Here is a 22,176-nt window from a genome sequence, read left to right as displayed (position 1 = left end):
CGGCGAGCCCGACAGCGAGAGGGGGGACGTGCGGCATGGGCCGGATCGAGTTCACGGCGGAGATCGCCGAGTTGCTCGGGAAGGTGCGCCGACGTCCCACGGCGGGCTGGCCGTGGCGGCCGGGCGAGCAGGTGCCGGACGGGCTGCCGACCAAGCAGTCCTGGGGGTGGCTCTTCGCCCCGGACGGACGGGTGCTGACCCTGGTGAACCCCAGGGACGGGATCTGCTCGCTGCCCGGCGGCTCGCTGGAGCCGGAGGACGACGGCGACCCCGCGGCCGCGCTGGCCAGGGAGGCGGGCGAGGAGGCCCAGGCCGTGATCGGCCGGCCGTACTACCTCGGCTACCTCTACGACCGGGTGGGCTCGGCGAACGGCGGGCACGAGTGCGCGCGGGTCCGGATGGCGGCGGCGCTGCGGGCGGTCGGGCCGAGCGAGGCCGACCCGGCCTCGGGCCGGCACTACCGGCGGCTGCTGGTCGCGCCCGGACTCGCGGTCGAGCTGCTGGGCTGGGGTGCTCCCGGGCTGCGCCAGGCCCGGGCGGCGGTCGCCACGGCCGTCCACTGGCTCGGTGTGCCCGCCGCCGCGAACGAGACGATCGAGGAGCTGCCGGTCGAGGGCTGCACGGTCTTCCCCGGCCCCGTGTACCCGGGCGGCGGGCGCGCCCCGGGGCGCTGAACCGCACCCTCGGAACACCGCGCGGCTCCTCCGCGCAGACTCCTCCGCGCAGGTGTCCTTCCGCGCCGGGGAGCTGACGCACCGGCGGCCGCGTGCTGACCGCCGGCTGACGGGGAGCTGACTTCTCGAAACTTTTTTGTCTACACGCGATGACCGACGCGCGTCGACATACACCCGCACCCACCTGCGTGAACTCACGTTCCGTCAAAGCGAGTTCACGTCTCCGCTATCAGACCGTCCGTCAATGTCCTTGGCATGAGCGCTTCCGCGTTCGGCTACCGCCTGGTATCCCTTCTGTGACCCGCGTCATACCAGGAGGTTCAATGCTCCGCCCTGCTCGCGCCCTGTCCGTCGCCGCCGTAGCGGCCGGTCTCACCATGACGACGCTCTTCACGGCGTCAGCCGCCAACGCGGCCGGCGTCAACTACGTTGCTCTCGGGGACTCTTATTCGGCCGGTGTCGGTGCCGACAGCTACCTGAGCGACAGCGGTAGCTGCAAACGCAGCACCAACGCCTACGCCTATCTGTGGAAGAGCGCCCACAAGCCGTCCTCCTTCACCTTCGCGGCCTGTTCGGGCGCGAGAACCGGGGATGTCCTCAACAGTCAGATCTCTGCGCTGAACAGTTCCACCACGCTGGTCAGCCTGACGGTCGGCGGCAACGACGCGGGCTTCGCGGACACCATGAAGACCTGCGTGCTGGGCTCCGACAGTGACTGCCTCAACGCCGTCAACGCGGCGAAGAGCTATGCGACCAACACCCTGCCGGGCCAGCTGGACCGGGTGTACTCGGCGGTCAAGGCGAAGTCGCCGCGCGCCCACGTCGTGGTGATGGGCTACCCGCACCTGTACAAGGTCGGCGGCGACTGCCTCTTCGGCATCGGTGACACCAAGCGCGCCGCGATCAACGGCGCGGCCGACGCGCTCGACGGCGTGATCGCCAAGCGGGTCGCCAACGCGGGCTTCACCTTCGGTGACGTGCGGAGCGCCTTCACCGGGCACGAGATCTGCGGCGGCCTGGACACCTGGCTGCACAGCACCACCCTGCCGATCGACGAGAGCTACCACCCGAACTCGTCCGGCCAGGCCGGCGGCTACCTCCCGGTCTTCAGCCGCTCCTGAGCGGCTCGGCCATGACGGTCGCCCGGTCGCCGGCGGGTCGTCCGCCGGATGCCGCTGACTGCCAGTCAGATCGCTTGACGAGCAAGCTTCCACGTTCGACTACCGCTTGGTATCTCTCTTCGCGAACCGCGTCATACCTGGAGGTGCGATGTTCCGCCCAGCTCGTGCTCTCTCCGTCGCCGCGACAGCGGCCGTCCTCGCCATGACGACGCTCTTCACGGCGTCGTCGGCCAACGCCGCCGGCGTCAACTACGTTGCGCTCGGGGACTCCTACTCGGCCGGCGTCGGGGCCGGCAGCTACCTGAGCGACAGCGGCAGCTGCAAGCGCAGCACCAACGCCTACGCCTACCTGTGGTCGAACGCGAACTCCCCGTCCTCCTTCTCCTTCGTGGCCTGTTCGGGCGCCAGAACCGGTGACATCCTCAACAGCCAGATCTCCGCCCTGAACAGCTCCACCACGCTGGTCAGCCTGACGGTCGGCGGCAACGACGCCGGGTTCTCCAGCACCATGCAGACCTGCGTGCTCGGTTCCGACAGCGACTGCCTCAACGCCGTCAACACCGCCGAGAACTACGCGACCAACACCCTGCCGGGCCAGCTGGACCGGGTCTACTCGGCGGTCAAGGCGAAGTCGCCGCGCGCCCACGTCGTGGTGATGGGCTACCCGCACCTCTACCAGATCGGCGGCTACTGCCTCTTCGGCATCGGCGACACCAAGCGCGCCGCCATCAACGAGGCCGCCGACACGCTCGACGGCGTCATCGCCAAGGAGGTCGCCAACGCCGGCTTCACCTTCGCCGACGTGCGCGACGCTTTCGCCGGGCACGAGATCTGCGGTGGGCTGGACACCTGGCTGCACAGCACCACCCTGCCGATCGACGAGAGCTACCACCCGAACTCGTCCGGCCAGGCCGACGGCTACCTCCCGGTCTTCAGCCAGTCCTGAGGCCGGGCCCGTCCCGGCCGGGTCGCACCGTCCCACCGAACCCCTGACGTGGCATCCGGTGTGACAACCGGCGTGACATCCGGCGCCGTCTGCCCCTCCCTCGCCGTGGGAGGGGCAGACGGCGCCGTCGTGTCAGGACCCGGTCGGCGGCCCCGGCAGCACCGGCGGGAAGGGGATCCCGGCGAGCGCCGGCAGCAGCTCCGCCTCCTCGTGGTCGAGGTGCGCCTCCAACTCGGCTGAAATCCGGTTCAGTTCGAGCCCGAGCCGGTCCGGCTCGGAGATCTCGATTCCGTCGAGCAGAGCCACCAGCTCCTCCTTGATCCGCCCGATCGCCCGGTGCTGCTCGCCGAGTCGCTCCAGTACTCCGGCGAGCTCGGGCCGGCTGCGCGCGAGGGCGGGGAAGATCGCGGAGTCCTCCCCGGTGTGGTGGTGGGTCAACCCCGCGCAGAACGCCAGGCAGTGCTGGCGCAGTTGGAGCCCGAGTCCGGCCGCACGGCCGGGGGTGTGCGCCTGCGCCTCGGCCCGGACGTGGCGCAGCTGGGCCCGCAACCAGGTGTGCGTCTCCAGCAGCTTGTCGGCCAGGCTGTGCACCTCGCGAGGCAGGCCCGGTGGCGCCTCCGGCCGTTCCAGCACGACCACCGGCAACTCCCTCTCGGTGTGCGCCTGGTAGTCGCCGTACCCGGGTGCCGTTCGGACGACGGCCTCGAACAGCCGCTTCCGGCGGTCGCCTTCGGCGGGCACGGCGATCGCGTCGAAGGCCTCGGTGCCGAGTTCGACCCGGACCACCGGATGAGCCAGCAGGTTGCGGTACCACTGCGGGTGCTCCGGCGCCCCGGCCGCCGAGGCGACGACCAGGAGCAGCCCCTCGGATCGGACGAACCCCAGCGGCACGGTGTGGGGTCGACCGGAGCGCACTCCGGTGGTGGTCAGCAACAGCAGGTCGCCGCCCTCGAAGGGGCCGCCGACCCGGCCGCCGTTCGCGCGGAACTCCTCGATGACGTTCAGATTGAAGGACATGGGCATGCGTGTGTGGTGAAGTCTCCTGAGAATTCGGGGGATTCGCGGCCACACGCGGGTGCACGCAAACAGTCGGCGAACACCGCGGTGACCGCCTACATCAGATCAGGGCAGCGGAGAAAGTACTCATCGCGCATCGTCCCCTTGGATATCAGGTGCTGGCTCGGCTGCCGGCCGGCCCACTGCTCTGTGGCCGACGCCGCGCTGCACGTCCCCATTAGAGTCACGCCGTGGACGCTCTGTCAACGGGCAAGATCACCGGTGAACGGGCGCGCGTGAGCAGCGGAGCGCGAACGGCCGAGCGTGAACGGCCGAGCGTGAACGGCCGAGCGTGAACGGCGGAGCGTGAACGGCCGAGCCGCGAACAGGTCACAGATCACAGATGACGGATGACAGCTGACAGATTTCAGACGATGAAAGCTGTCAGCTGTCACCTGTCATCCGCGACCCGCGGTCGTCCGCCCGCCGGGCCGTCAGCGCAGGTGGTCCACCAGCCCGGCAGGCTTGAGACCCGCGGCCTCGGCGGCCGCGAGGGCGCGGGGCAGGTCGGTGGCGAGGGTGTCGGTCCAGTGCATCAGGACCACGTCGCCGGGCTGGAGCAGTCCCGGGTGCCAGATGTTGGAGGCGCCCCAGCTGAAGTCCGCGTCCGCGGTCAGCACCGTGCGGATGCCGCAGTTGGCGGCGGCCCGCAGGGTGTCGGCGTTCCAGGCGAAGAACGGCGGGCGGAACACCACGGGCGGGGTGCCGAACAGGCGGGTCATCGCGTCGCGCGCGTCGCAGATCTCCACCTGCTGCTGCTCCAGCGGGAGTTTGCTGAGGTCGGAGTGCGAGACGCTGTGGTCCTGGACGGAGGAGCCGGGCACGGCGGTGACCCGCTTGAAGAAGTCCGGGTCGGTGCCGGCCGGCATGGGCAGCGGGAAGGCGGTGATCGGCAGGTGGTGCTCGGCGATGAACCGTTCCGCCTCGGGCGTGCGCTGCCAGCCGTCGTCCACGGTGAAGAAGACGACCTTGTCGGTGGTCGGGATCGAACCGGCCGCGACCGCCGGGGCGGGGGCCGGGCCGTCCACCCGCACGTCGTCCACCGAGAACGGTCCCTGCTGGTACCAGCCGTGCACGTAGAGCCGGATGCTGTGGGCGCTCGGACCGGTGGTGAAGCGGGTGGTCAGTTGCTGCCAGCCGCCGGAGGTGGTCTCGGTCCAGGCGGGGGCGACGTCGTGGCCGGTGCCGGTGGCGCCCAGGTGGACGAAGTCGCCGCGCACCCAGGCCGAGGCGGTGTACGTGGTGTCGGGCTGGACGGCGACGGTCTGCGCGCACTCGCCGGTGGAGTCGGCGTTCGCCGGGGTGACGGTCAGCGCCGAGGTGCCCGAGTGGGCGGCGGTGGTGGTGACGGCCGCCTCGGCCGGGCCTCCCGTGCAGCTCCAGCCGGGGATGCTGTCCCAGTCGGCGAGGTCGGGGGAGGGCAGCTCGAAGCCGGGGTTGGTGGTCAGGTTGACGGTCGGGGCGCCGGAACCGGCCACGCCGTCCGCACCGCCCGTACTGCCAGCACCGCCCAGGCCTCCCGGGTCGGCGGAGGCCGCCGGAACGGCGAGGGCGGTGAGCAGCGCGACGGAGGCGGCCAGCGCGGACAGGCGCGTGGACATCGACACGTGAGGACTCCAGCAGGTGGGGGCACGCCCGTGGGGAGGGCGCGAACGGGAATCTGGACCGTGGAACCGGGGCGCTCCCGGAGGGGCGGGAGCGGATGGTGCCGGTGCGCCGCACGCGGACCGAAGAGCAACGATGGACTGGACCAATCGGCCCGTCAAGGGAACGGCAGGTGAACCGGGCAGCGAACGATCCGTCCGTCATGGGGACAAGACGTGACGTCAGAAGGCCGTTCCGGCCGCCGTGTTCAAGAGAGTTCAGGAGAGGTAGAGCTCCTCGATGTCCGTCGCGTAGTACTCCGCGATGGCCGTCCGCCGCAGCTTGAGCGAGGGCGTCAGCAGCCCCTGCTCCAGGCTGAACTCCCGTGGCAGCAGCCGGAAGGCGCGGATCGACTCGGCCCGCGAGACGGCGGTGTTCGCCGCCGCCACCGCACGCTGGATCTCGACGTGCAACTGTTCGTCCGTGAGCACCGTCCAGGCGTCCAGCTGCTCGCGCCCGCGCGTCTTCAGCCAGTGCGCCAGCGCGGCCGGGTCGAGCGTGATCAGCGCCGCCACGTACGGGCGGTCGTCACCCACCACCAGGCACTGGGAGACCAGCGGATGGGCCTCGACCCGCTCCTCAAGTGCCGCCGGGGCGAGGTTCTTCCCGCTGCTGGTGACGATCAGGTCCTTCTTGCGACCGGTGATGGTGAGGTAGCCGTCCTCGTCCAGACGGCCCAGGTCGCCCGTCCCGAACCAGCCCTCGACCAGTGATTCGGCCGTGCACTGCGGGTGGTTGAGGTAGCCGCCGAAGACCGAGCCGCCGCGCACCCACACCTCGCCGTCGTCTGCGATCGCCACCGAGGCGCCCGGCACCGGCTGACCGACGGTGCCGAGCTTCTGCCGCCCGGCCGGATTGGCGGTGATCGCGGCGGTGGTCTCGGTGAGGCCGTAGCCCTCGTACAACTGCAGTCCGGCGCCGGTGAAGAACAGGCCCAGCTCCCGTCGCAGCCCGGAACCCCCGCACATCACCGTGCGCACCCGGCCGCCGAGCACGGCGCGGAGCCGGGGGTAGACGGTCCGCTCGTAGGCGAGGTGGCGCAGCCGCAGTGCCGCTCCCGGTCCCGGCCCGCGGCCGAAGGACTTCTGCTCCCGGGCGGCCGCCCAGTCGACGGCCACCTGCCGGGCCTGCTCGAAGAGTTCGCCGCGCCCGGCCTCCTCGGCAGCGCGCCTGGCCCGCTGGAAGATCTTCTCGAAGACGTACGGGACGGCGTGCAGGAAGCTCGGCCGGAAGCTCGCCAGGGCGGGCAGCAGCGCGTCGGTGGACACCTCCGGGATGTGGCCGATCCGGAAGCCGCCGCGGACGGCCGCGATCTGCACGGCCCGCCCGTAGACGTGCGCCAGCGGCAGGAACAGCAGGGTGGCGGGCTGGCCGCCGCCGGTGTCGCGGAGCACCTCGCCCCAGCCGGCCAGCAGCGAGTCGGCCTCGGCGGCCAGGTTGGCGTGGGTGATCAGGCAGCCCTTGGGGCGGCCGGTGGTGCCCGAGGTGTACACCACGGTGGCGACGTTGGCGGCCGCGACGCCCAGCCGCTGGCGGTGCACCAGCGCGTCGGGGACGTCCCGGCCGTCCTCGGTGATCGCGGCGACGCAGTCCCGGTCGAGCTGCCAGATTCCGGTCAGGTCGGGCAGGGCGTCGCAGACCGCGCCGACGGTCATCGCGGCGTCCTCGTCCTCGACCAGACAGGCCACCGCCTGGGTTTCGGCGAGGATCCAGCGCACCTGCTCGGGCGCGGCGGTGGGGTAGACCGGGACGGTGATCGCGCCGATCGACCACAGCGCGTAGTCGAACAGGGTCCACTCGTAGCGGGTGCGGGACATCAGCGCGACCCGGTCGCCGTAGCGCACGCCGTGGGTCAGCAGGCCCTTGGCGAGGGCGAGGACCTCGTCGCGGAACTCCCGGGCGGTGACGTCCTGCCAGTCGCCGTCGCCGGTTCGCCGGGACAGTTGTACCAGGTCGGGGGTGCGTTCGGCGGTGTCGTAGAGGGAGTCGGCGAGTCCTCCGGTGGCCTCGGGCCCGGCCGGGGCAGGGGTGGTGAACTCGCGCACGGTCCTCCCCAGTTCGCGTCTCGCGGCGCAGTCCGCCGGTCCCGGCGCACGGGCACCGGGGCGGCGGCGCCCGGTCGTGCGGGTGGAGCGAAACTATCGGATCGGCCTGTCACTGCCCAGGGTTGTGACGGTGGCGCGACGAGATCGGCACCGGTCCGCGGGAATGGTGTCGCAACTGCGGAGGAACCGGGGAGGCCCGCCCGGGGGCGCTGCTGCCCGGTGGTCGACGGAGCGCCGGTGGCGCGCGAGTGGTGCGCCGGTGGTACCGGCCGGACGGGGACCGGCTTCTGACGTGTCCGGGGCAAGGTGGAGAAGCGGAATGGTTCGACCCTCGAACGTGTGGTCAGGGCGTAGTAGAGTCTCGCAGACCTGTGGCCGGGAGGCTTCCCCAGCTTCCCTCCCAGGCCTCCCCAAGTCCCGCCGAACCCGCCTTCCCCAGCACCCCGGAACCCCTCCGTACCGCTCCCCGTCCGCGCCTGGCACTTCCCGACCGAGGACTCCATGCGTCTGCGCAGCAGCTCGATCCGCGCGAAGATCATCGCGCTGCTCCTGGTGCCCATCGTCGCGCTCATCGCCCTGTGGGCGTACGCGACGATCGCCACCACCGGGGACGCCTGGAACCAGCTGACGATCAGCCGTACGTACAAGGACTACGGAACGGCCGTGGACCAGTACGCGGGCGACCTGCAGAACGAGCGCCGCGCCGCCGTCCAGCACCTGGCCGACCCGAACTCGCCGGTCGCCCGGGACGCCTTCGTCCGCGCCACCGAAGCCACCGACCGCAGCCTCGCGGTGCTGCGGCAGAAGAAGGACGCGGCCGGCGACCGGCTCTCCACCGCCCAGCGGGCCCGCCTGATGCAGATCATCGCCGCCGCCGACCAGATCGGCCCGCTCCGGGCCCAGGTCGGCCGGCTGGCGCTCAACTGGGAGTTCGCGCTCGGGCAGTACAGCGACCTGGTCCGGCCGGTGTTCGGTTTCCGGTCCGCCTACGTCGCCCGGCAGAGCGGTCAACTGCCGCGCCAGGGGACGATCCTGATCGAGCTGGTGCGTGCCCGCGAGTACCTCTCCCAGGAGGACGCGGCGATGGAGGGCCTGCGCACCGGCGCGACCAAGCCCACCCCCGAGCAGTACCAGACCGCGCTGGACGCCCTGCACAACCAGCAGGCGCTGTTCACCGTCTACATCGCCGAGCTCGAACCCGCCGACCAGGCCGACTACATCGCCCTGCGCGGCGGCGAGGCCTGGGCCGCGCTGGCCCGCGCCGAGGCGGACTTCGTCGGCGCCGGCGGCCCCGAGCGGGTGGTCCAGGCGCTCAACGTCGACAACTGGCGGGAGACCGCCGACCGTTCGCTCGGCGACCTCTCCTCCATCAACTCCCGGATCGCCGCCGGCCTGGACGATCGCGGCCGCTCCGCCGCGATCGCGGCCCTGTGGCGCGGCGGCATCGCCGGTGCCATCGGCCTGATCGCCGTCGTGCTGTCGGTGATGATCTCCTTCCGGATCGGCCGCGGCCTGGCCCGTGAGCTGATCAACCTGCGCAACGCGGCCAACGAACTCGCCTCCACCCGGCTGCCCGCCGTCATGCTGCGGCTGCGCCGCGGCGAAGCGGTCGACGTGGCCGCCGAGGCGCCCGAACTGCACTTCGGACAGGCCGAGATCGGGCAGGTCGGCCAGGCCATCAACGCCGTCCAGCGGGCCGCCGTCGAGGCCGCCGTCGAGCAGGCCGAACTGCGCCGCGGCGTCTCGGCCGTCTTCGTCAACCTGGCCCGGCGAAGCCAGGTGCTGCTGCACCGCCAGCTCACCCTGCTCGACACCATGGAGCGCCGCACCGAGGACCCGGCGGAGCTGGAGGACCTCTTCAAGGTCGACCACCTCACCACCCGCATGCGCCGTCACGCCGAGGGCCTGATCATCCTGGCCGGCGGCTCGCCCGGCCGTGCCTGGCGCAAGCCGGTCCGGATGGTGGACGTGGTCCGCGCGGCGGTCGGCGAGGTCGAGGACTACGCCCGGGTGATCGTCCGGCCGTTCCCCGGCACCGGCCTGCTCGGCAGTGCCGTCGCCGACGTGACCCACCTGATCGCGGAACTCGTCGAGAACGCCGCGGTGTTCTCCCCGCCCAACACCCAAGTCACCGTCCAGGGCGAGGTGGTGGCGCACGGCTTCGCGCTGGAGATCGACGACCGCGGGCTCGGACTGGGCGAACAGCTGCTCGCCGAGATCAACGAACGCCTGGCCGTGGAGCAGGAGTTCGATCTCGCCGACACCGACCGGCTGGGACTCTTCGTGGTCAGTCGGCTCGCCCGGCGGCACGGCATCAGGGTCCACCTGCGGCCCTCACCGTACGGCGGGACGACGGCCGTGGTGCTGATCCCGCGCGAGCTGCTGGCGGAAGCGCCGGACGGCCTGCCGGAGCCGCCCGCCGCCGCTGCGGGCGCCCGCCGTCCGGCCGGCCGGACGGCGGGGCGCACGGCGGGACGCACGGCGGGGCGGCGCGACCTGGTCGCGGTGCCGGACCCGGCCCCGGGCACGGCACCGGGCACTCCGGCGGGAGCTCCCGCCGGAGCGAACCCGGTCCCTTCCTCCGGCGCGGATGCGGCGGCGGGCTCGGCGGGCTCGGCGGTTGCGGGCGGGCGGCACCGGGGGAGCGGCGGCCCGCGGCCGTCCGTGCCGGAGGCGGGGCGTACGGCCAACGGGCTGCCGCGCCGGGCAGCGCGGCCCAAGGGCGGGCCGGTCCTGGTACCAGCGCCCGGACCGGATGCCGAGGACGCGCCGGGAACGGGGCGGCACCGGCGGGAGGCGGCGGAGGCCGCGGCGCTCGGCGGGCAGGTGGACGTCGCGCCGGTGGACCGCGCTCCCGTGGGCCGCGTTCCGGTGGACGCCGTCGCGGCCGAAACCGTCGCGGCCGAAACCGCCGCCGTGGAGGCCGCTCCGGTGGAGTCGGCTGCCCGGACTCCGGGCGGTCTGCCCCGGCGGGTCCGGCAGGCGAACCTCGCGCCGCAGCTCAAGGAGCAGGCGAAGGAGCGGCTCCGCGGTGGTGCCGGGGCCGAGGAGCGCGCCGGCGGGTCGTCGGCCGAGGGGACCGCCGACCTCCCGGACGCCCGGGACGCCCGGGAACGCTCGCCGGAGGAGGCCCGGGCCGCCTTCGCCTCGTTCCAGCGCGGCTTCACCCGTGGACGCGGAACCACCGCCGCCCCACGGAACCAGGACGGCAACGCTCCGGGCCGTGCCGCCGCCGACGCCCCGGCTGCGGCGAACCGGCCGGCCGCGCCCGGCACCCGCCCCACGGCCGTACCGGCCTGGCAGCCGCCGGACCAGTCCCGGCGGGCGATCGGCCCGGCCCCGGCCCCGGCGGCGCTGTCCGGTCCCGCCCCCGAGGACGCCGACCGGGCACCCCTCGCCCGCCGGATCCGGCCCGGCCAGCCGGTGCGGCGGAACCCTGCGGGCGGCTCGCCCGTACCTCAAGTGAGACCCGCAGCACCCGCAGGACCCGCAGGACCCGCAGGACCCTCAGCACCGGCAGTACCCGCACCACCCGCTCCAGCGGAAGGAACTGATTCATGACCACTTCGACGCAGCCGTCCGGGGACCTCAACTGGCTCCTGGACGACCTGGTGGGCCGGGTCGCGGCCCTGCGGCACGCGGTGATCCTCTCCAGCGACGGACTGGCCACCGGTGCCTCGCGCGACCTTGAGCGGGAGGACGCCGAGCACCTCGCCGCCGTCGCGGCCGGGTTCCACAGCCTGGCCAAGGGCGCCGGCGGGCACTTCAAGGTCGGTGGCGTCCGGCAGACCATGGTCGAGCTGGACGAGGCGTTCCTGTTCATCACGGCCGCCGGCGACGGCAGCTGCCTGGCCGTGCTGAGCGAGGCCGAGGCGGACATCGGCCAGATCGCCTACGAGATGGCCCTGCTGGTCAAGCGGGTCGGCGAGCACCTGGCCGCCGAGCCGCGCACCGAAACCGCCGCGCCGAGGGGCTGAGCGGTCCGATGGCGGATCCGAAGGCGGACGGGCCGGACGGCCCTGCGGCACCGAAGGGCTCGGCGACACCGGACGGCCCCGGGGCACCGGAGGGCTCGGTGACACCGGGGGGTCCGGCCGGGGCGGACGGCGTGGAGCAGGCACCGGGGTCCCCGGACGGACCCGAGGTCGACCTGTTCCAGCCGCGCACCCCGGTCGACGACCGGTGGTTCGACGACGAGGCCGGCCCGGTGGTGCGGCTCTACTCGATGACCCGGGGCCGCACCCGGCCGGTCGAGGAGGGCCTGTTCGACCTGATCTCGCTGGTCACCGCCAAGGACCCCGGGCCGGACGCGGGGGCCGTGCCCGCGCACGTCCTCGACCCGGAGCACCAGACCCTGCTGGCCTGGTGCCGCCACGAGCCGCTGTCCGTCGCCGAACTCGGCTCCTACACCGACCTGCCGGTCAGCGTGGTGCGCGTCCTGCTCGGCGACCTCTACGACGCCGACCTGATCAGCGTCACCCGACCCGTTCCGCTCGCCGAGCTGCCGGACGAGCGCCTGCTGCGAGACGTGATCAATGGACTCCGTGCGCTCTGACCCCGCCCCGCCGAGCACATCCGGGAACGCTCCCGGCGGTGCCGCGCCGAAACCGGCCGGGAGTGCCGGCGACCCGCGCTGGCGGGGCGGTCCGGGCGTCGCGGTGAAGATCCTGGTGGCGGGCGGGTTCGGCGCGGGCAAGACCACGCTGGTCGGCTCGGTCAGCGAGATCCGTCCGCTGCGCACCGAGGAGGAGCTCAGCGAACTGGGCCGCCCGGTGGACGACACCTCGGGCGTCGAGGCCAAGCGCACCACCACGGTGGCGATGGACTTCGGCCGGATCGACCTGCGGCCCGGCCTCGCGCTCTACCTGTTCGGGACGCCCGGGCAGGACCGGTTCTGGTTCGTCTGGGACGAGTTGGCGCGCGGCGCGCTCGGCGCCGTGGTGCTCGCCGACACCCGGCGACTGGCCGACTGCTTCCCCTCGGTGGACTTCTTCGAGCAGCGCGGCATCCCGTTCCTGGTCGCGGTCAACTGCTTCGAGGGCACCGAGCGTTTCGCGCCGGACGAGGTCCGGGACGCGCTGGACCTCGACCCGGGGATCCCGGTCGTGCTGTGCGACGCGCGGCTTCGGGAGGACGGTAAGGAAATGCTGGTGGCGCTGGTCGAGCACGCCGCCGCACTCCGCCGACGGGCCTGAGTCTCGACCTGAGGGGCCGGCCGGAGGGGCCGAGCCGGTCATCGACCTGAGGGGCCGGCCAGGGCCTCGACCTGAGGGGCCGTGGGATCTGCGCTGGTCAGGGGCCCTCCGTGCACCCGGTGTCTCATCCAGCTGTCCACATGGCGGACGTTCGGCGTTCGGAAGGTTGCCTAGACCGGCTCGGGCGTGGAAGGCTCTGTGGACGGAAGCCGTTCCGGCCGTGCCCTCACACGGGCTGTCGGAACGAAGCAGGACGAAGGGGGAGGGCAGCAGGGATGACCGTCGACCAGCGACGCATCGCAGCCGTGCCCGGTCCCGTCATGCCGGTGCTCACCGCCCGCCGCTACATCGACCACGCGCTGATCTGCAGCGCCTGTTGTCGCTGACCGGTCCAGCCCCGACCCGGTACGTCCCCGGTACCTCCGGCCCACACCCGGCCGCCGCCCGGCGTACCACCGAACCCGTCGACCAGGCCGCAGCGGATCGCCCGTCAGGTGCACCCGCGGCCCGCCTCAACCGGCCCCGTTCCGCGGAGAAACCACCAGTGAACACCGTCCGCCTCAGCAGTCCCACCGGTCGCACCGGTCGGACCGGTCCCGACCCGGACCGCCGACGTCGTCGCCACGACCTCGAACCGTTCTGGCCGTCCCGGCAGCCGCACCTCTTCGACCAGACGTGTCCGGGCTCGCCCAGCGCGTCCCGGCCCTCCGCCCGCTGAGCCCGACTCACCCGGTCCAGCTCCGGCAGTACGCCCGGTCGACGCGCAGACGACTCCACCCCGTCCGTCACGCGCGAAATGAGCGGCACACCATGTCTTCCTCCTCCACGGCCACCCTGCCCCTGCCCACCGCGACCCCGCACCTGCGCGCGGTCCGGTCCGTCCCCTCCGTCTCCTCGATTCCGTCCACCGTCCCGACCGTCCCCGTGCCGTCCGGCTCGCCGGTGGTCGGATCGGGCCGGCCGGGACCGGTCCCGGCCGCCGGGCCGCAGCCCGGTGCGGTCCTCCCGCCCGCCCCCGCCTCGCTGCTCGCCGCGCTGCCGGAGGGGGCGACCGTCGTCGCCGCCCTACCGCAGGGCGCGCTGCCGCAGGGACTGCTCGCCCAGTACGCCGCGCAGCCCGGCGGGGCCGCGGGCCACCCGATGATCGGCTACCTGGTGCTGGTGCCGGCCGAGAACCCGGCGTCGGCGCCGGGGCCGGTCGGTCTGCCCGGCGCCGGTGCACCGGGCGCCGTCCGGTCGGTACGGCCGGCCGGACGAGGCATCACCGTCGACTCCGAGCGGCGCAACGCCTACGTCGACGGGCGGCTGCTCGACCTCACGTACCTGGAGTTCGAGCTGCTGGCCCACCTCACCGAGCACCCGCAGCGGGTGCACACCCGGGATCACCTGGTCTCGGCGGTCTGGGGCTACGGTCACGTCGGGGACGGCCGCACGGTCGACGTTCACGTCGCCCGGCTGCGCCGCAAGCTCGGACCGGCCTACCGGGAGTCGATCGTGACGGTGCGTCGGGTCGGCTACAAGTACACGCCGGTCCACTGACCGGAGGACCGGATCCGGGCCGACGGGCAACAGAGAACAGCTGACAGCTGACAGATTTCAGAATCTGTCAGCTGTTATCTGTCATCTGTTGTCTGAAATCTGAAACCTGTCGGCTGTCATCTGTCCGCCGTCCGCCGTCGGTCGTCGCCGGTCGCCCTCAGGCGCTCAGCCGGTCGATCTCCGCCAGCTCCTCCTCCGTCAGCGGCCCGCCGGCCAGCGCGTCGAGGTTCTGGTCCAGCTGGGACACGCTGCTCGCCCCGATGATCACCGAGACCACCCGCGGGTCCCGCAGCACCCAGCACAGCGCCAGCTGCGCCAGGCTCTGCCCGCGCCCCTCGGCGACCTTGTTGAGCGCCCGCAGCTGCTCCAGCTTCGGAGCGGTCAGCACCTCCTCGGTCAGGAACTTCCCGACCGACATCCGCGACCCGGCGGGCACCTCGCCCGAAAGGTAACGGTCCGTCAACAGGCCCTGGGCGAGTGGGGAGTAGGCGATCAGGCTGGTCTGGGTGTCGCCCACCGCGTCCAGCACGCCCGCCTCCTCCACGCGCCGGTCGAGGATCGAGTACGCCGACTGGTTCAACAGCACCGGCGTGCCCAGCTCGCGCAGGATCGCCGCCGCCTCGCGGTGCTGCTCCGCAGGGTAGTTGGAGATCGCGGCGTACAGCGCCTTGCCCGAGCGCACCGCGCTGTCCAGCGCCCCCATCGTCTCCTCGATCGGGGTGTCCGGGTCGTAGCGGTGCGAGTAGAAGACGTCGACGTAGTCCAGGCCCATCCGACCGAGCGACTGGTCGAGGCTGGCCAGCAGGTACTTGCGGCTGCCGCCGTTGCCGTACGGGCCGGGCCACATGTCCCAGCCTGCCTTGGTCGCGATGAAGAGCTCGTCGCGGTACGGCCGGAAGTCCTGCGCGAACAGGTAGCCGAAGTTGCGCTCCGCGCTGCCGTACGGCGGGCCGTAGTTGTTCGCCAGGTCGAAGTGGGTGACGCCGCGGTCGAAGGCCCGGCGCAGCACCGCCCGCTGTACGTCCAGCGGTTGGGTGTCACCGAAGTTGTGCCAGAGGCCCAGCGAGACGGCGGGCAACTGCACGCCACTGCGGCCGGCCTTCCGGTAGGTCATCGAGGCATAGCGGTCATCCGCGGCGAGGTAGCTCATGGCGGACATCTTGCCAGCCGCCCCGGCGTCCGGCGCGAACTCCCCTGGCCGCCCGCCCGCGCAACGCGCCGCGCACCCCCTGTCCCGCGTGATGCCCGCCACCGTACGTGACGTGACGCGCGCCACCGGCCGTGGCGGAATGCCCAATGCCGGCAAGGGGGATGACGAACGGTCGAGGGGCCGTGGCCGCCGGGGGGCGGCGCACGGCCCTCAGTCCTCCGGCGTCGGTCATTCCTGATCCTGGAAACTCCTTCCCCTCTGTACCTACTGGTATGTACAGTGATCCGCATGAGCACCCAGGACCGTCTCATCGAGAGCACCCAGGCCCTCCTCTGGGAGCGCGGCTACGTCGGCACCAGCCCCAAGGCCATCCAGCAGCGCTCCGGCGTCGGCCAGGGCAGCATGTACCACCACTTCAACGGCAAGCCCGACCTCGCCGCCGCCGCCCTGCGCCGCAGCGCCGAGCAGATGCGGGGCACCGCCGAGGCCGACCTCGCAGCCCCCGGTACCGCGTACGACCGGATCGCTGCCTACCTGAACCGCGACCGCGAGGTGCTGCGCGGCTGCCGGATCGGTCGGATGGCCCAGGACCCGGACGTGGTCGCCGACCCGCAGCTGCGCGCCCCGGTCGAGGAGACCTTCGACTGGCTGCGCGGCCGGATCGCCGAACTGATCGCCGAGGGCCAGGCCCACGGCGAGTTCGCCCCCGGCCTCGACCCGGCGGACACCGCCGCCGCCGTGGTCGCCGTCGTTCAGGGCGGCTACGTGCTGGCCCGCGCCGCGGACAGCGCAGCGCCCTTCGACCAGGCCGTCCGCGGTGCCCTCGGCCTGCTCGCAGTCCACCGCCGGCAGGCCTGACGGACGACGTCCGGCGTCCACCGCGCAGCACCCCCGCGCCCGTTGCGGGCCATCAGACGTCCGAGTCCAGGAGTTCCGCCGTGCACGCCATGCAGTACGAGATCACCCTCCCCGCCGACTACGACATGGGCATCATCCGCAAGCGCGTGGCCGACAAGGGGCACCTGCTCGACGCCCACCCCGGGCTCGGCCTCAAGGCGTACCTGGTCCGCGAGCGCGGCCAGGACGGTTCGCCGGTCAACCAGTACGCGCCGTTCTACCTCTGGCGCACCGCCGAGGGCATGAACGGCTTCCTCTGGGGCCCGGGATTCCGTGGACTGAGCGCCGACTTCGGCCGCCCGGCCGTTCACCACTGGCTCGGCGCCGGCCTGGTCGAGGGCGCCCGGACCGACGCCCCGACCACCGCCACCCGCGCCACCGCACGGCTCCCGGAGACCGCGGACCCGGCCGAGGCCGTCGAACAGGCCGTCGCCGGACTCACCCAACTCGCCCGGCTCACCGAACCCGCCGAACCCGCCGGACCCGCCGACGCCGCCGGACCCGCCGGGATTCCCGGACGCCCCCGGCGGTCCGCCCTGCACACCGCCGCCGTCGCCGTGGACCCGAGCCGCTGGGAGCTGCTCACCCTCGCCCTCTGGCACGGACCGGCCCCCGAGGACGCGCCCGGCACCCGGTACCAGGTGCTGCACCTGTCCCGCCCCGAACTCGACCGGCTGCCGGCCGGTCGCCACTGGTGAAAGGCCCAGCCGCCATGACCCGCGCCACCGTGACCACGGCGACCACGCCCCCCGCTCCCACGCCCCCCGCCACGATGACCCCCACCGCCACGCCCCCCACCGCCGTGCCCCGCACCGCCACGCCCCCCACCGCCGTGCGCCCCGCCGACCTCACCCCCGCCCCGCTCGACCGCGAAGCCGGCTACGCCCTGCTCGCCGAACTCGCCGGCCCGGTCGCCGCCGCCACCCTAGGCGGCCTGGACGGGCTGGCCCCCGGCTTCGCCGACTGGATCGTCACCAGCCTGTTCGGCGGCACCTACCAGCGCCCCGGCCTCGCCCTGCGCGACCGCCAGATCGCCAACCTGGCCGCGCTCACCGCCCTGGGCGGCGTCGAGCCCCAGCTCGCCGACCACGTCCGCAACAGCCTGCGGATCGGCATGACGCGGGAGGAGATCACCGAGGTGATCGTCCACCTCGCCCCGTACGTGGGCGTACCCAAGGCCCTGGCCGGCCTCCGGGTCGCCACCGCCACCTTCACGGCGACCGACACCCCGACGACGGAAGCCCCCACCGCGGCCGACACCCGGGCGGAGGCCCGCGCATGACCACCGCCCCCGCCACCCGCACGGTACGGACGGTCCTGGGCGACATCGACCCCGCCCGCCTGGGCGTCACCGACTCCCACGACCACCTGTTCATCCGCAGCCCCCGCTTCCCCGGCCAGGAGCTGGACGACCCGGCCGCCGCCGCGGACGTGCTGCGCGCCTACGCCACGGTCGGCGGCCGCACCCTCGTCCAGTGGACCCCGTGGGGCATGGGCCGGGGCGCGGACGCCCTTGCCGAGCTGTCCCGCGCGAGCGGCGTCCACGTCGTCGCCGCCACCGGCGCGCACCAGACCGCCCACTACGCCCCGGGCCGCTTCCCTGCTTCGGACGTCCCGCCCCAGGGCCTCAGCCTCACCGCCCCGTACGCGGACCTCGCCGAACGCTTCGTCACCGAGCTCACCACCGGGCTCCCCGGCGCCCCGGAAGGTGTCCGACCCGGCCTGATCAAGATCGCCGACGACGCGGGCCCGCTCACCGGGCACACCCGCCGGACGATGGCCGCCGCGGCCGAGGCGCACCACGCCACCGGCGCCCCGATCGCCGTCCACCTCGAACCGGACGGCGACCCGCACGGCGTCCTGCGCCGGCTCCACGAGCGGCACGGCGTCCGCCCCGACCGGATCGTCCTCGGTCACCTGACCCGCTTCACCGACCGGGCGCTGCACCGCAGCCTCGCCGCCGAGGGCGTGTTCCTCGCCCTCGACAGCCCCTCCCGGATCGGCCACCCCGCCGACCTCCAGGCCTTCGACGTCATCGCCGACCTGGTGGAGGCCGGCCTCGCCGACCGGCTGCTGCTCGGTGCCGACACCACCACCCGTACGGCCCGGGAGCTCGGCGGCCCGGTCCGGCTGATCACCGACCTCGCCCCGCGGCTGGCCCGCACCTTCGGGCCCGAGCTGCGCGACCGACTGCTGGTCGCCAACCCGGCGGCGGCCTTCGCCGTGGACTGGCGCAACCCCTAGAACGGGTCCGGCCGGGAAGCCGCCCCGACCCGTCCTGTGAGCGGGCCCGCCCACCGGGGCTCGAATCCGAGGAGGACGCCCGCCGGGCAGCGGCTGATCCCCGTCGGCCGCGAGCGGTCACCCGGCGCCCGCCGCGTGCGGTCCGAACGGGGACCGCCGCGGCGGGGAGAGCCCGCGGGGCCTGTGCCGTACAGGGGACGGCACAGGCCCCGCGCCCGACCGGACCGGCGGAGGGGTCACATATGGGTGCCGCCGTCGATGCGCAGCTCGGTGCCGGTGACGAAGGCGCCGTCGTCGGAGGCCAGCATGGCGATCACGCCGGCGACCGTCTCCGGGCCGGCGAAGCCCTGGCCGAGGGCGGGGGAGAGCTTGGCGAGCAGGCTGAAGTCGGCGTCGGCGGGCAGACCCGGGTTGTTGGTCATGCCGCTGTCGATGCTGCCCGGTGCGACGCAGACCGCGCGCAGGCCCTGCTTCGAGTACTCCGAGGCGATCGCGTGGGTGAAGGACTGGATGCCGCCCTTGGTCGCGGCGTAGGCGGCCATGTAGGGGTGGGCGAAGGCCGCGGAGGTGGAGCTGAAGTTGACCACCACGCCCCGGCCGGTCGCGAGCAGCGCGGGGAGCGTCTCGCGGGTCATCAGGAAGGTGCCGGTCAGGTTCACCGCGAGGAGCTTGTTCCAGAACTCCAGGGTGGTCTCGTGGGTGTGCGAGGAGCGGAGGATGCCGGCCGCGTTGACCAGGACGTCCAGACCGCCCAGCGCCGCGACCGCCTCGGCCACGCCCGTGACGACGGCGGCCTCGTCCGCGATGTCGAGCACCCGGAGGGTCAGGCGGTCGGCGGTGCCGTCGGTGGTCGCGCGGTCCAGCGTCCTCTTCAGGCCGTCCTCGTTGACGTCGACGGCGACGACCTTCCCGCCCTCGGCCAGGATCCGGTGCACGGTGGCCTGGCCGATGCCAGAGCCGCCGCCGGTGATCAGGACGTTCCGTCCGCTGAAGCGCTCCATGGTGGTCTCCTTCGTTCGCAGCCTTTCGGCCTCAGGGGCACGGTACGCCTACCTGGCACGTCGTGCCAAAAAGCATCGATGTGCCATCCCGGCGGAATGTGCCGAGGCGGCACGCGGATGCGTACGCTGATCCCCGTGACCGGACGCCCGACCCTGACCCAGCGCCGCCGTGACGCCACCCGGCTGGAGATCGCCCGCACCGCCGCCGCGCTCTTCGCCGAGCAGGGCGCCGAGGCGACCACCGCCGAGGAGATCGCCGCGGCCGCGGGCCTCTCGCTGCGCACCTTCTACCGCTACTTCTCGGTCAAGGAGGACGCCGTCGCCCCGCTGCTGGCGGCGGGCGGACAGCGCTGGGTGGACCTGCTGGCCGCGAGCCGGACCGACCTCCCGCTGCGGGAGGCGCTGGAGCGCTCGGCGGTCGAGTCGCTGACCCCGGCCGACGACGAGGCCGTCGAGGCCATGCACTGGACCCGCAGCCTGCTGCGCGACCCGCGGCTGGACGGCACCTGGCAGCGCGTCCACGCCGGAGCGGAGGAGCGGCTGCGGTCCGTGCTGGCCGCCCGCTGCCCGGACGGCGCCGACCCGCTGGAGATCCGGCTGGCCGCCGCCGCGGCCACGGCGGCGATCCGGGTGGCCCTGGAGCAGTGGGCCGGCTCGGACGCCCCGGTCGCCGGCCCGGGTTCTCCGCAGGACCTCGCTGCCCGCTGCATGCGCGAGCTCACGGCGGGGCTGCGGCTCCTCACCTGACCCCCAGCCGCCGGTCAGCTGCCTCACAGCTCCCGCTAGGGTTGGTCCTCGCGCCCCGGTGGGGGAACCGGGGTGACCTCCTGGAATGTCCCTGAGCGGAGGGGGCGCGGAGTTCGAGGCGTGGGAGCAACTGGGACATGGGTCTGACGAGCCACAAAGTGCTGGCACTGGCCGTACTGCTTGCGGTCGTGATGATGGTCGGCACGGTCTGGCTGTGGCCCAGACTCGCCAGGAAGAGCTGGCAGGCGGTGCTCGGCCGAATAGGCGCGCTGCTCGCCACCCAGGTCGCGGTGCTCGCCGCACTCGGCCTGGTGGCCAACAACTACTTCGCGTTCTACAGCAGTTGGGACGACCTGCTGGGCACCGGCAGCACCGGCCCGGTGGTGATCCACAACAAGGCGGACGCCTCCGGGCGCCTTGTGGTCGAGACCATCGGCCGGGCCTCGGTGAAGGGCGGCGGCGCAATGGGCCGCGAGCCCAGCCGGTCCGGCGAGATCCGCAAGGTCCGGATCGACGGCAAGGAGAGCCGGCTGTCGACCGAGGGGTACGTCTACCTGCCGCCGCAGTACTTCCAGCCGGAGTACGCGCAGAAGCAGTTCCCGGCCGTGATCGTCAGCACCGGATTCCCAGGAATCGCCGAGAACCTGATCACCCGCTTCAACTACCCGGGCGCCGCCCTCAAGCTGCTGCAGGAGGGCCGGATGCAGCCGACCGTCATGGTCCTGGTGCGTCCCTCGCCCGCCCTGCCGCAGGACACCGAGTGCGAGGACATCCCGGGCGGTGCCCAGTCCGACACGTACTTCACCAAGGACGTCCCCTCGGCGATCGAGGCGAGCTACCGGGTCTCGACCGACCCGAAGGCCTGGGCCTTCATGGGCAACTCGACCGGCGGCTACTGCGCCGTCAAGCTGGCCATGCGCCACCCGGACGTCTTCCCGACCGCCGTCGCCCTCTCCGGGTACTACGAGGCCGCCGACGACCCGACCACCGGTGACCTCTTCGGCGGGAGCAGGCAGCGCCGCGACGAGGCCAACCTGATGTGGCGGCTGAAGAACCTGCCGCAGCCGAACGTCTCGCTCCTGCTGGCCGGCACCAAGAAGGGCGACGGCAACTACAAGCAGGACACCGAGGCGTTCATCGACGCGGTGCACAGCCCGATGAAGGTCTCGTACAGCATGCTGGAGAACGGCGGCCACAACTTCGAGACCTGGAGCGCACTGCTGCCCTCCTCGCTGGAGTGGCTGTCCCAGCACCTCAAGGTCCCGGACCAGCCGGGCCAGCCGGGCCAGAGCGTCTGACGGACGACTCCGTCGGACCGGAACGCACGGAACCCCCGGGACCGCCCCCGGGGGGTTCGTCGCGTCGTCACACCGCTCAGGCCACCCGCTCCAGCGTCCCGGTGTGCAGCTGGCCGACCCGGCCGCCCTCGCCCTCGAAGGTCCAGAAGGCCCGCACGGTCAGTGCGTTGAGGTCCATCACATGGCTGACGGTGATCCCGCTCTGCTCCGTCCAGCTGACGAAGTAGATCCCCGGAGCGATTTCGGCGACGTGCAGCCGCACGTCCTCCCACTGGCCCGCCGACTCGCCGAGGCCCTCCCAGCGCAGCCGCGCGCCGTCGGCCGAGTACGTGTTGCGGAAGGCCGCGCCGTTGTCGACCCGGAAGACGTAGGTACGGCCGGCGAAGGCGGGCAGGGACGCGGTCATGGTGGGGCGGAACCTCTTCTCGGGAGCGTGGGACGGACCGTACGGACCGGGCAACACCGGAGTCGGCGCACTTGTGCACCGCGGAAAATGCCAGGGTTCCAATTTATCCGACCGGGCGGACTCGGGCGGCCCCGCGCCACGGTGCGGTCCGCCACCGTCGCGCCGCTCGCGGTGTGCGGCCGGCACATGGGCGCGACCGCGGGCCGGCCCTAC

General features: G+C 73.0%; 20 protein-coding genes. 14 read left to right on the top strand and 6 right to left on the bottom strand.

Features of this window, described 5'->3' with window-relative positions; translation table 11 throughout:
- Window positions 1-35: 35 nt before the first annotated feature.
- The 3 genes from ACIRVF_RS07575 (at window position 36) to ACIRVF_RS07565 (ending at window position 2,741) form a co-directional block, all read left to right on the top strand.
- Entirely contained in the window at window positions 36-674 is a 639-nt protein-coding gene (locus ACIRVF_RS07575) for a hypothetical protein (RefSeq protein WP_402815122.1), read from the top strand.
- Window positions 675-997: 323 nt separating this feature from the next.
- Complete coding sequence (locus ACIRVF_RS07570; protein WP_402815121.1) at window positions 998-1,795, top strand: SGNH/GDSL hydrolase family protein; 798 nt, start codon at window positions 998-1,000, stop codon at window positions 1,793-1,795.
- Window positions 1,796-1,943: 148 nt separating this feature from the next.
- Window positions 1,944-2,741, top strand: a complete 798-nt coding sequence (locus ACIRVF_RS07565) for an SGNH/GDSL hydrolase family protein (RefSeq protein ID WP_402815118.1) — start codon at window positions 1,944-1,946, stop codon at window positions 2,739-2,741.
- Between the two features lie 132 nt (window positions 2,742-2,873).
- Here the strand turns inward: ACIRVF_RS07565 and ACIRVF_RS07560 are convergent, their stop codons facing one another.
- The 3 genes from ACIRVF_RS07560 to ACIRVF_RS07550 form a co-directional block, all read right to left on the bottom strand.
- On the bottom strand, window positions 2,874-3,764 hold the full coding sequence (locus ACIRVF_RS07560; RefSeq protein WP_402815116.1) for a nitroreductase/quinone reductase family protein: 891 nt from the start codon (window positions 3,762-3,764) through the stop codon (window positions 2,874-2,876).
- A 467-nt stretch (window positions 3,765-4,231) separates the two neighbouring features.
- Window positions 4,232-5,398, bottom strand: coding sequence for a polysaccharide deacetylase family protein (locus tag ACIRVF_RS07555; protein ID WP_402815752.1), 1,167 nt, complete (start codon window positions 5,396-5,398; stop codon window positions 4,232-4,234).
- A 261-nt stretch (window positions 5,399-5,659) separates the two neighbouring features.
- Window positions 5,660-7,486 (bottom strand): AMP-dependent synthetase/ligase, encoded by a 1,827-nt coding sequence (locus ACIRVF_RS07550; RefSeq protein ID WP_402815113.1) that lies wholly within the window; start codon window positions 7,484-7,486, stop codon window positions 5,660-5,662.
- Between the two features lie 501 nt (window positions 7,487-7,987).
- On the opposite strand from ACIRVF_RS07550, the gene ACIRVF_RS07545 reads away from it, so the two are divergent.
- The 5 genes from ACIRVF_RS07545 (at window position 7,988) to ACIRVF_RS07525 (ending at window position 14,220) form a co-directional block, all read left to right on the top strand.
- Complete coding sequence (locus ACIRVF_RS07545) at window positions 7,988-11,047, top strand: nitrate- and nitrite sensing domain-containing protein (protein WP_402815111.1); 3,060 nt, start codon at window positions 7,988-7,990, stop codon at window positions 11,045-11,047.
- Window positions 11,044-11,463 (top strand): roadblock/LC7 domain-containing protein, encoded by a 420-nt coding sequence (locus ACIRVF_RS07540; protein WP_402815108.1) that lies wholly within the window; start codon window positions 11,044-11,046, stop codon window positions 11,461-11,463. Before ACIRVF_RS07545 ends, ACIRVF_RS07540 begins: the two co-directional genes overlap by 4 nt.
- 131 nt (window positions 11,464-11,594) lie before the next feature.
- Window positions 11,595-12,041 carry a DUF742 domain-containing protein gene (locus ACIRVF_RS07535; protein ID WP_402815105.1) on the top strand — a complete coding sequence of 149 codons (447 nt, stop codon included), beginning with the start codon at window positions 11,595-11,597 and terminating at the stop codon, window positions 12,039-12,041.
- 103 nt (window positions 12,042-12,144) lie between these two features.
- Window positions 12,145-12,681 (top strand): GTP-binding protein, encoded by a 537-nt coding sequence (locus ACIRVF_RS07530; protein WP_402815751.1) that lies wholly within the window; start codon window positions 12,145-12,147, stop codon window positions 12,679-12,681.
- 810 nt (window positions 12,682-13,491) lie between these two features.
- Window positions 13,492-14,220: a winged helix-turn-helix domain-containing protein gene (locus ACIRVF_RS07525; RefSeq protein ID WP_402815102.1), complete on the top strand. Its 729-nt coding sequence runs from the start codon at window positions 13,492-13,494 to the stop codon at window positions 14,218-14,220.
- A 157-nt stretch (window positions 14,221-14,377) separates the two neighbouring features.
- On the opposite strand, the gene ACIRVF_RS07520 is transcribed toward ACIRVF_RS07525, so the two are convergent.
- Window positions 14,378-15,370, bottom strand: a complete 993-nt coding sequence (locus tag ACIRVF_RS07520) for an aldo/keto reductase (protein WP_402815099.1) — start codon at window positions 15,368-15,370, stop codon at window positions 14,378-14,380.
- A 288-nt stretch (window positions 15,371-15,658) separates the two neighbouring features.
- On the opposite strand from ACIRVF_RS07520, the gene ACIRVF_RS07515 reads away from it, so the two are divergent.
- The 4 genes from ACIRVF_RS07515 (at window position 15,659) to ACIRVF_RS07500 (ending at window position 18,511) form a co-directional block, all read left to right on the top strand.
- On the top strand, window positions 15,659-16,228 hold the full coding sequence (locus tag ACIRVF_RS07515) for a TetR/AcrR family transcriptional regulator (protein WP_402815096.1): 570 nt from the start codon (window positions 15,659-15,661) through the stop codon (window positions 16,226-16,228).
- Window positions 16,229-16,308: 80 nt separating this feature from the next.
- Entirely contained in the window at window positions 16,309-16,965 is a 657-nt protein-coding gene (locus tag ACIRVF_RS07510) for a DUF4865 family protein (RefSeq protein ID WP_402815093.1), read from the top strand.
- 14 nt (window positions 16,966-16,979) lie between these two features.
- Window positions 16,980-17,549: a carboxymuconolactone decarboxylase family protein gene (locus ACIRVF_RS07505; RefSeq protein ID WP_402815090.1), complete on the top strand. Its 570-nt coding sequence runs from the start codon at window positions 16,980-16,982 to the stop codon at window positions 17,547-17,549.
- A complete protein-coding gene (locus ACIRVF_RS07500; protein WP_402815088.1) occupies window positions 17,546-18,511 on the top strand; it encodes a phosphotriesterase in 966 nt (321 codons plus the stop codon). Before ACIRVF_RS07505 ends, ACIRVF_RS07500 begins: the two co-directional genes overlap by 4 nt.
- Before the next feature lie 236 nt (window positions 18,512-18,747).
- Here ACIRVF_RS07500 and ACIRVF_RS07495 read toward each other — a convergent pair whose 3' ends face one another.
- Window positions 18,748-19,512 (bottom strand): SDR family NAD(P)-dependent oxidoreductase, encoded by a 765-nt coding sequence (locus ACIRVF_RS07495; RefSeq protein ID WP_402815085.1) that lies wholly within the window; start codon window positions 19,510-19,512, stop codon window positions 18,748-18,750.
- A 117-nt stretch (window positions 19,513-19,629) separates the two neighbouring features.
- On the opposite strand from ACIRVF_RS07495, the gene ACIRVF_RS07490 reads away from it, so the two are divergent.
- Together ACIRVF_RS07490 and ACIRVF_RS07485 are read left to right on the top strand one after the other, a co-directional pair.
- Complete coding sequence (locus ACIRVF_RS07490; RefSeq protein ID WP_402815082.1) at window positions 19,630-20,259, top strand: TetR/AcrR family transcriptional regulator; 630 nt, start codon at window positions 19,630-19,632, stop codon at window positions 20,257-20,259.
- Between the two features lie 137 nt (window positions 20,260-20,396).
- Window positions 20,397-21,557, top strand: a complete 1,161-nt coding sequence (locus ACIRVF_RS07485) for an alpha/beta hydrolase (RefSeq protein ID WP_402815080.1) — start codon at window positions 20,397-20,399, stop codon at window positions 21,555-21,557.
- A 76-nt stretch (window positions 21,558-21,633) separates the two neighbouring features.
- Here the strand turns inward: ACIRVF_RS07485 and ACIRVF_RS07480 are convergent, their stop codons facing one another.
- A complete protein-coding gene (locus ACIRVF_RS07480) occupies window positions 21,634-21,963 on the bottom strand; it encodes a MoaF-related domain-containing protein (RefSeq protein ID WP_046386777.1) in 330 nt (109 codons plus the stop codon).
- Window positions 21,964-22,176: the final 213 nt, after the last annotated feature.

Source organism: Kitasatospora sp. NPDC101157, from assembly GCF_044768255.1.
Lineage (GTDB): Bacteria > Actinomycetota > Actinomycetes > Streptomycetales > Streptomycetaceae > Kitasatospora.
This window is presented reverse-complemented; position numbering and strand designations above follow the sequence as displayed.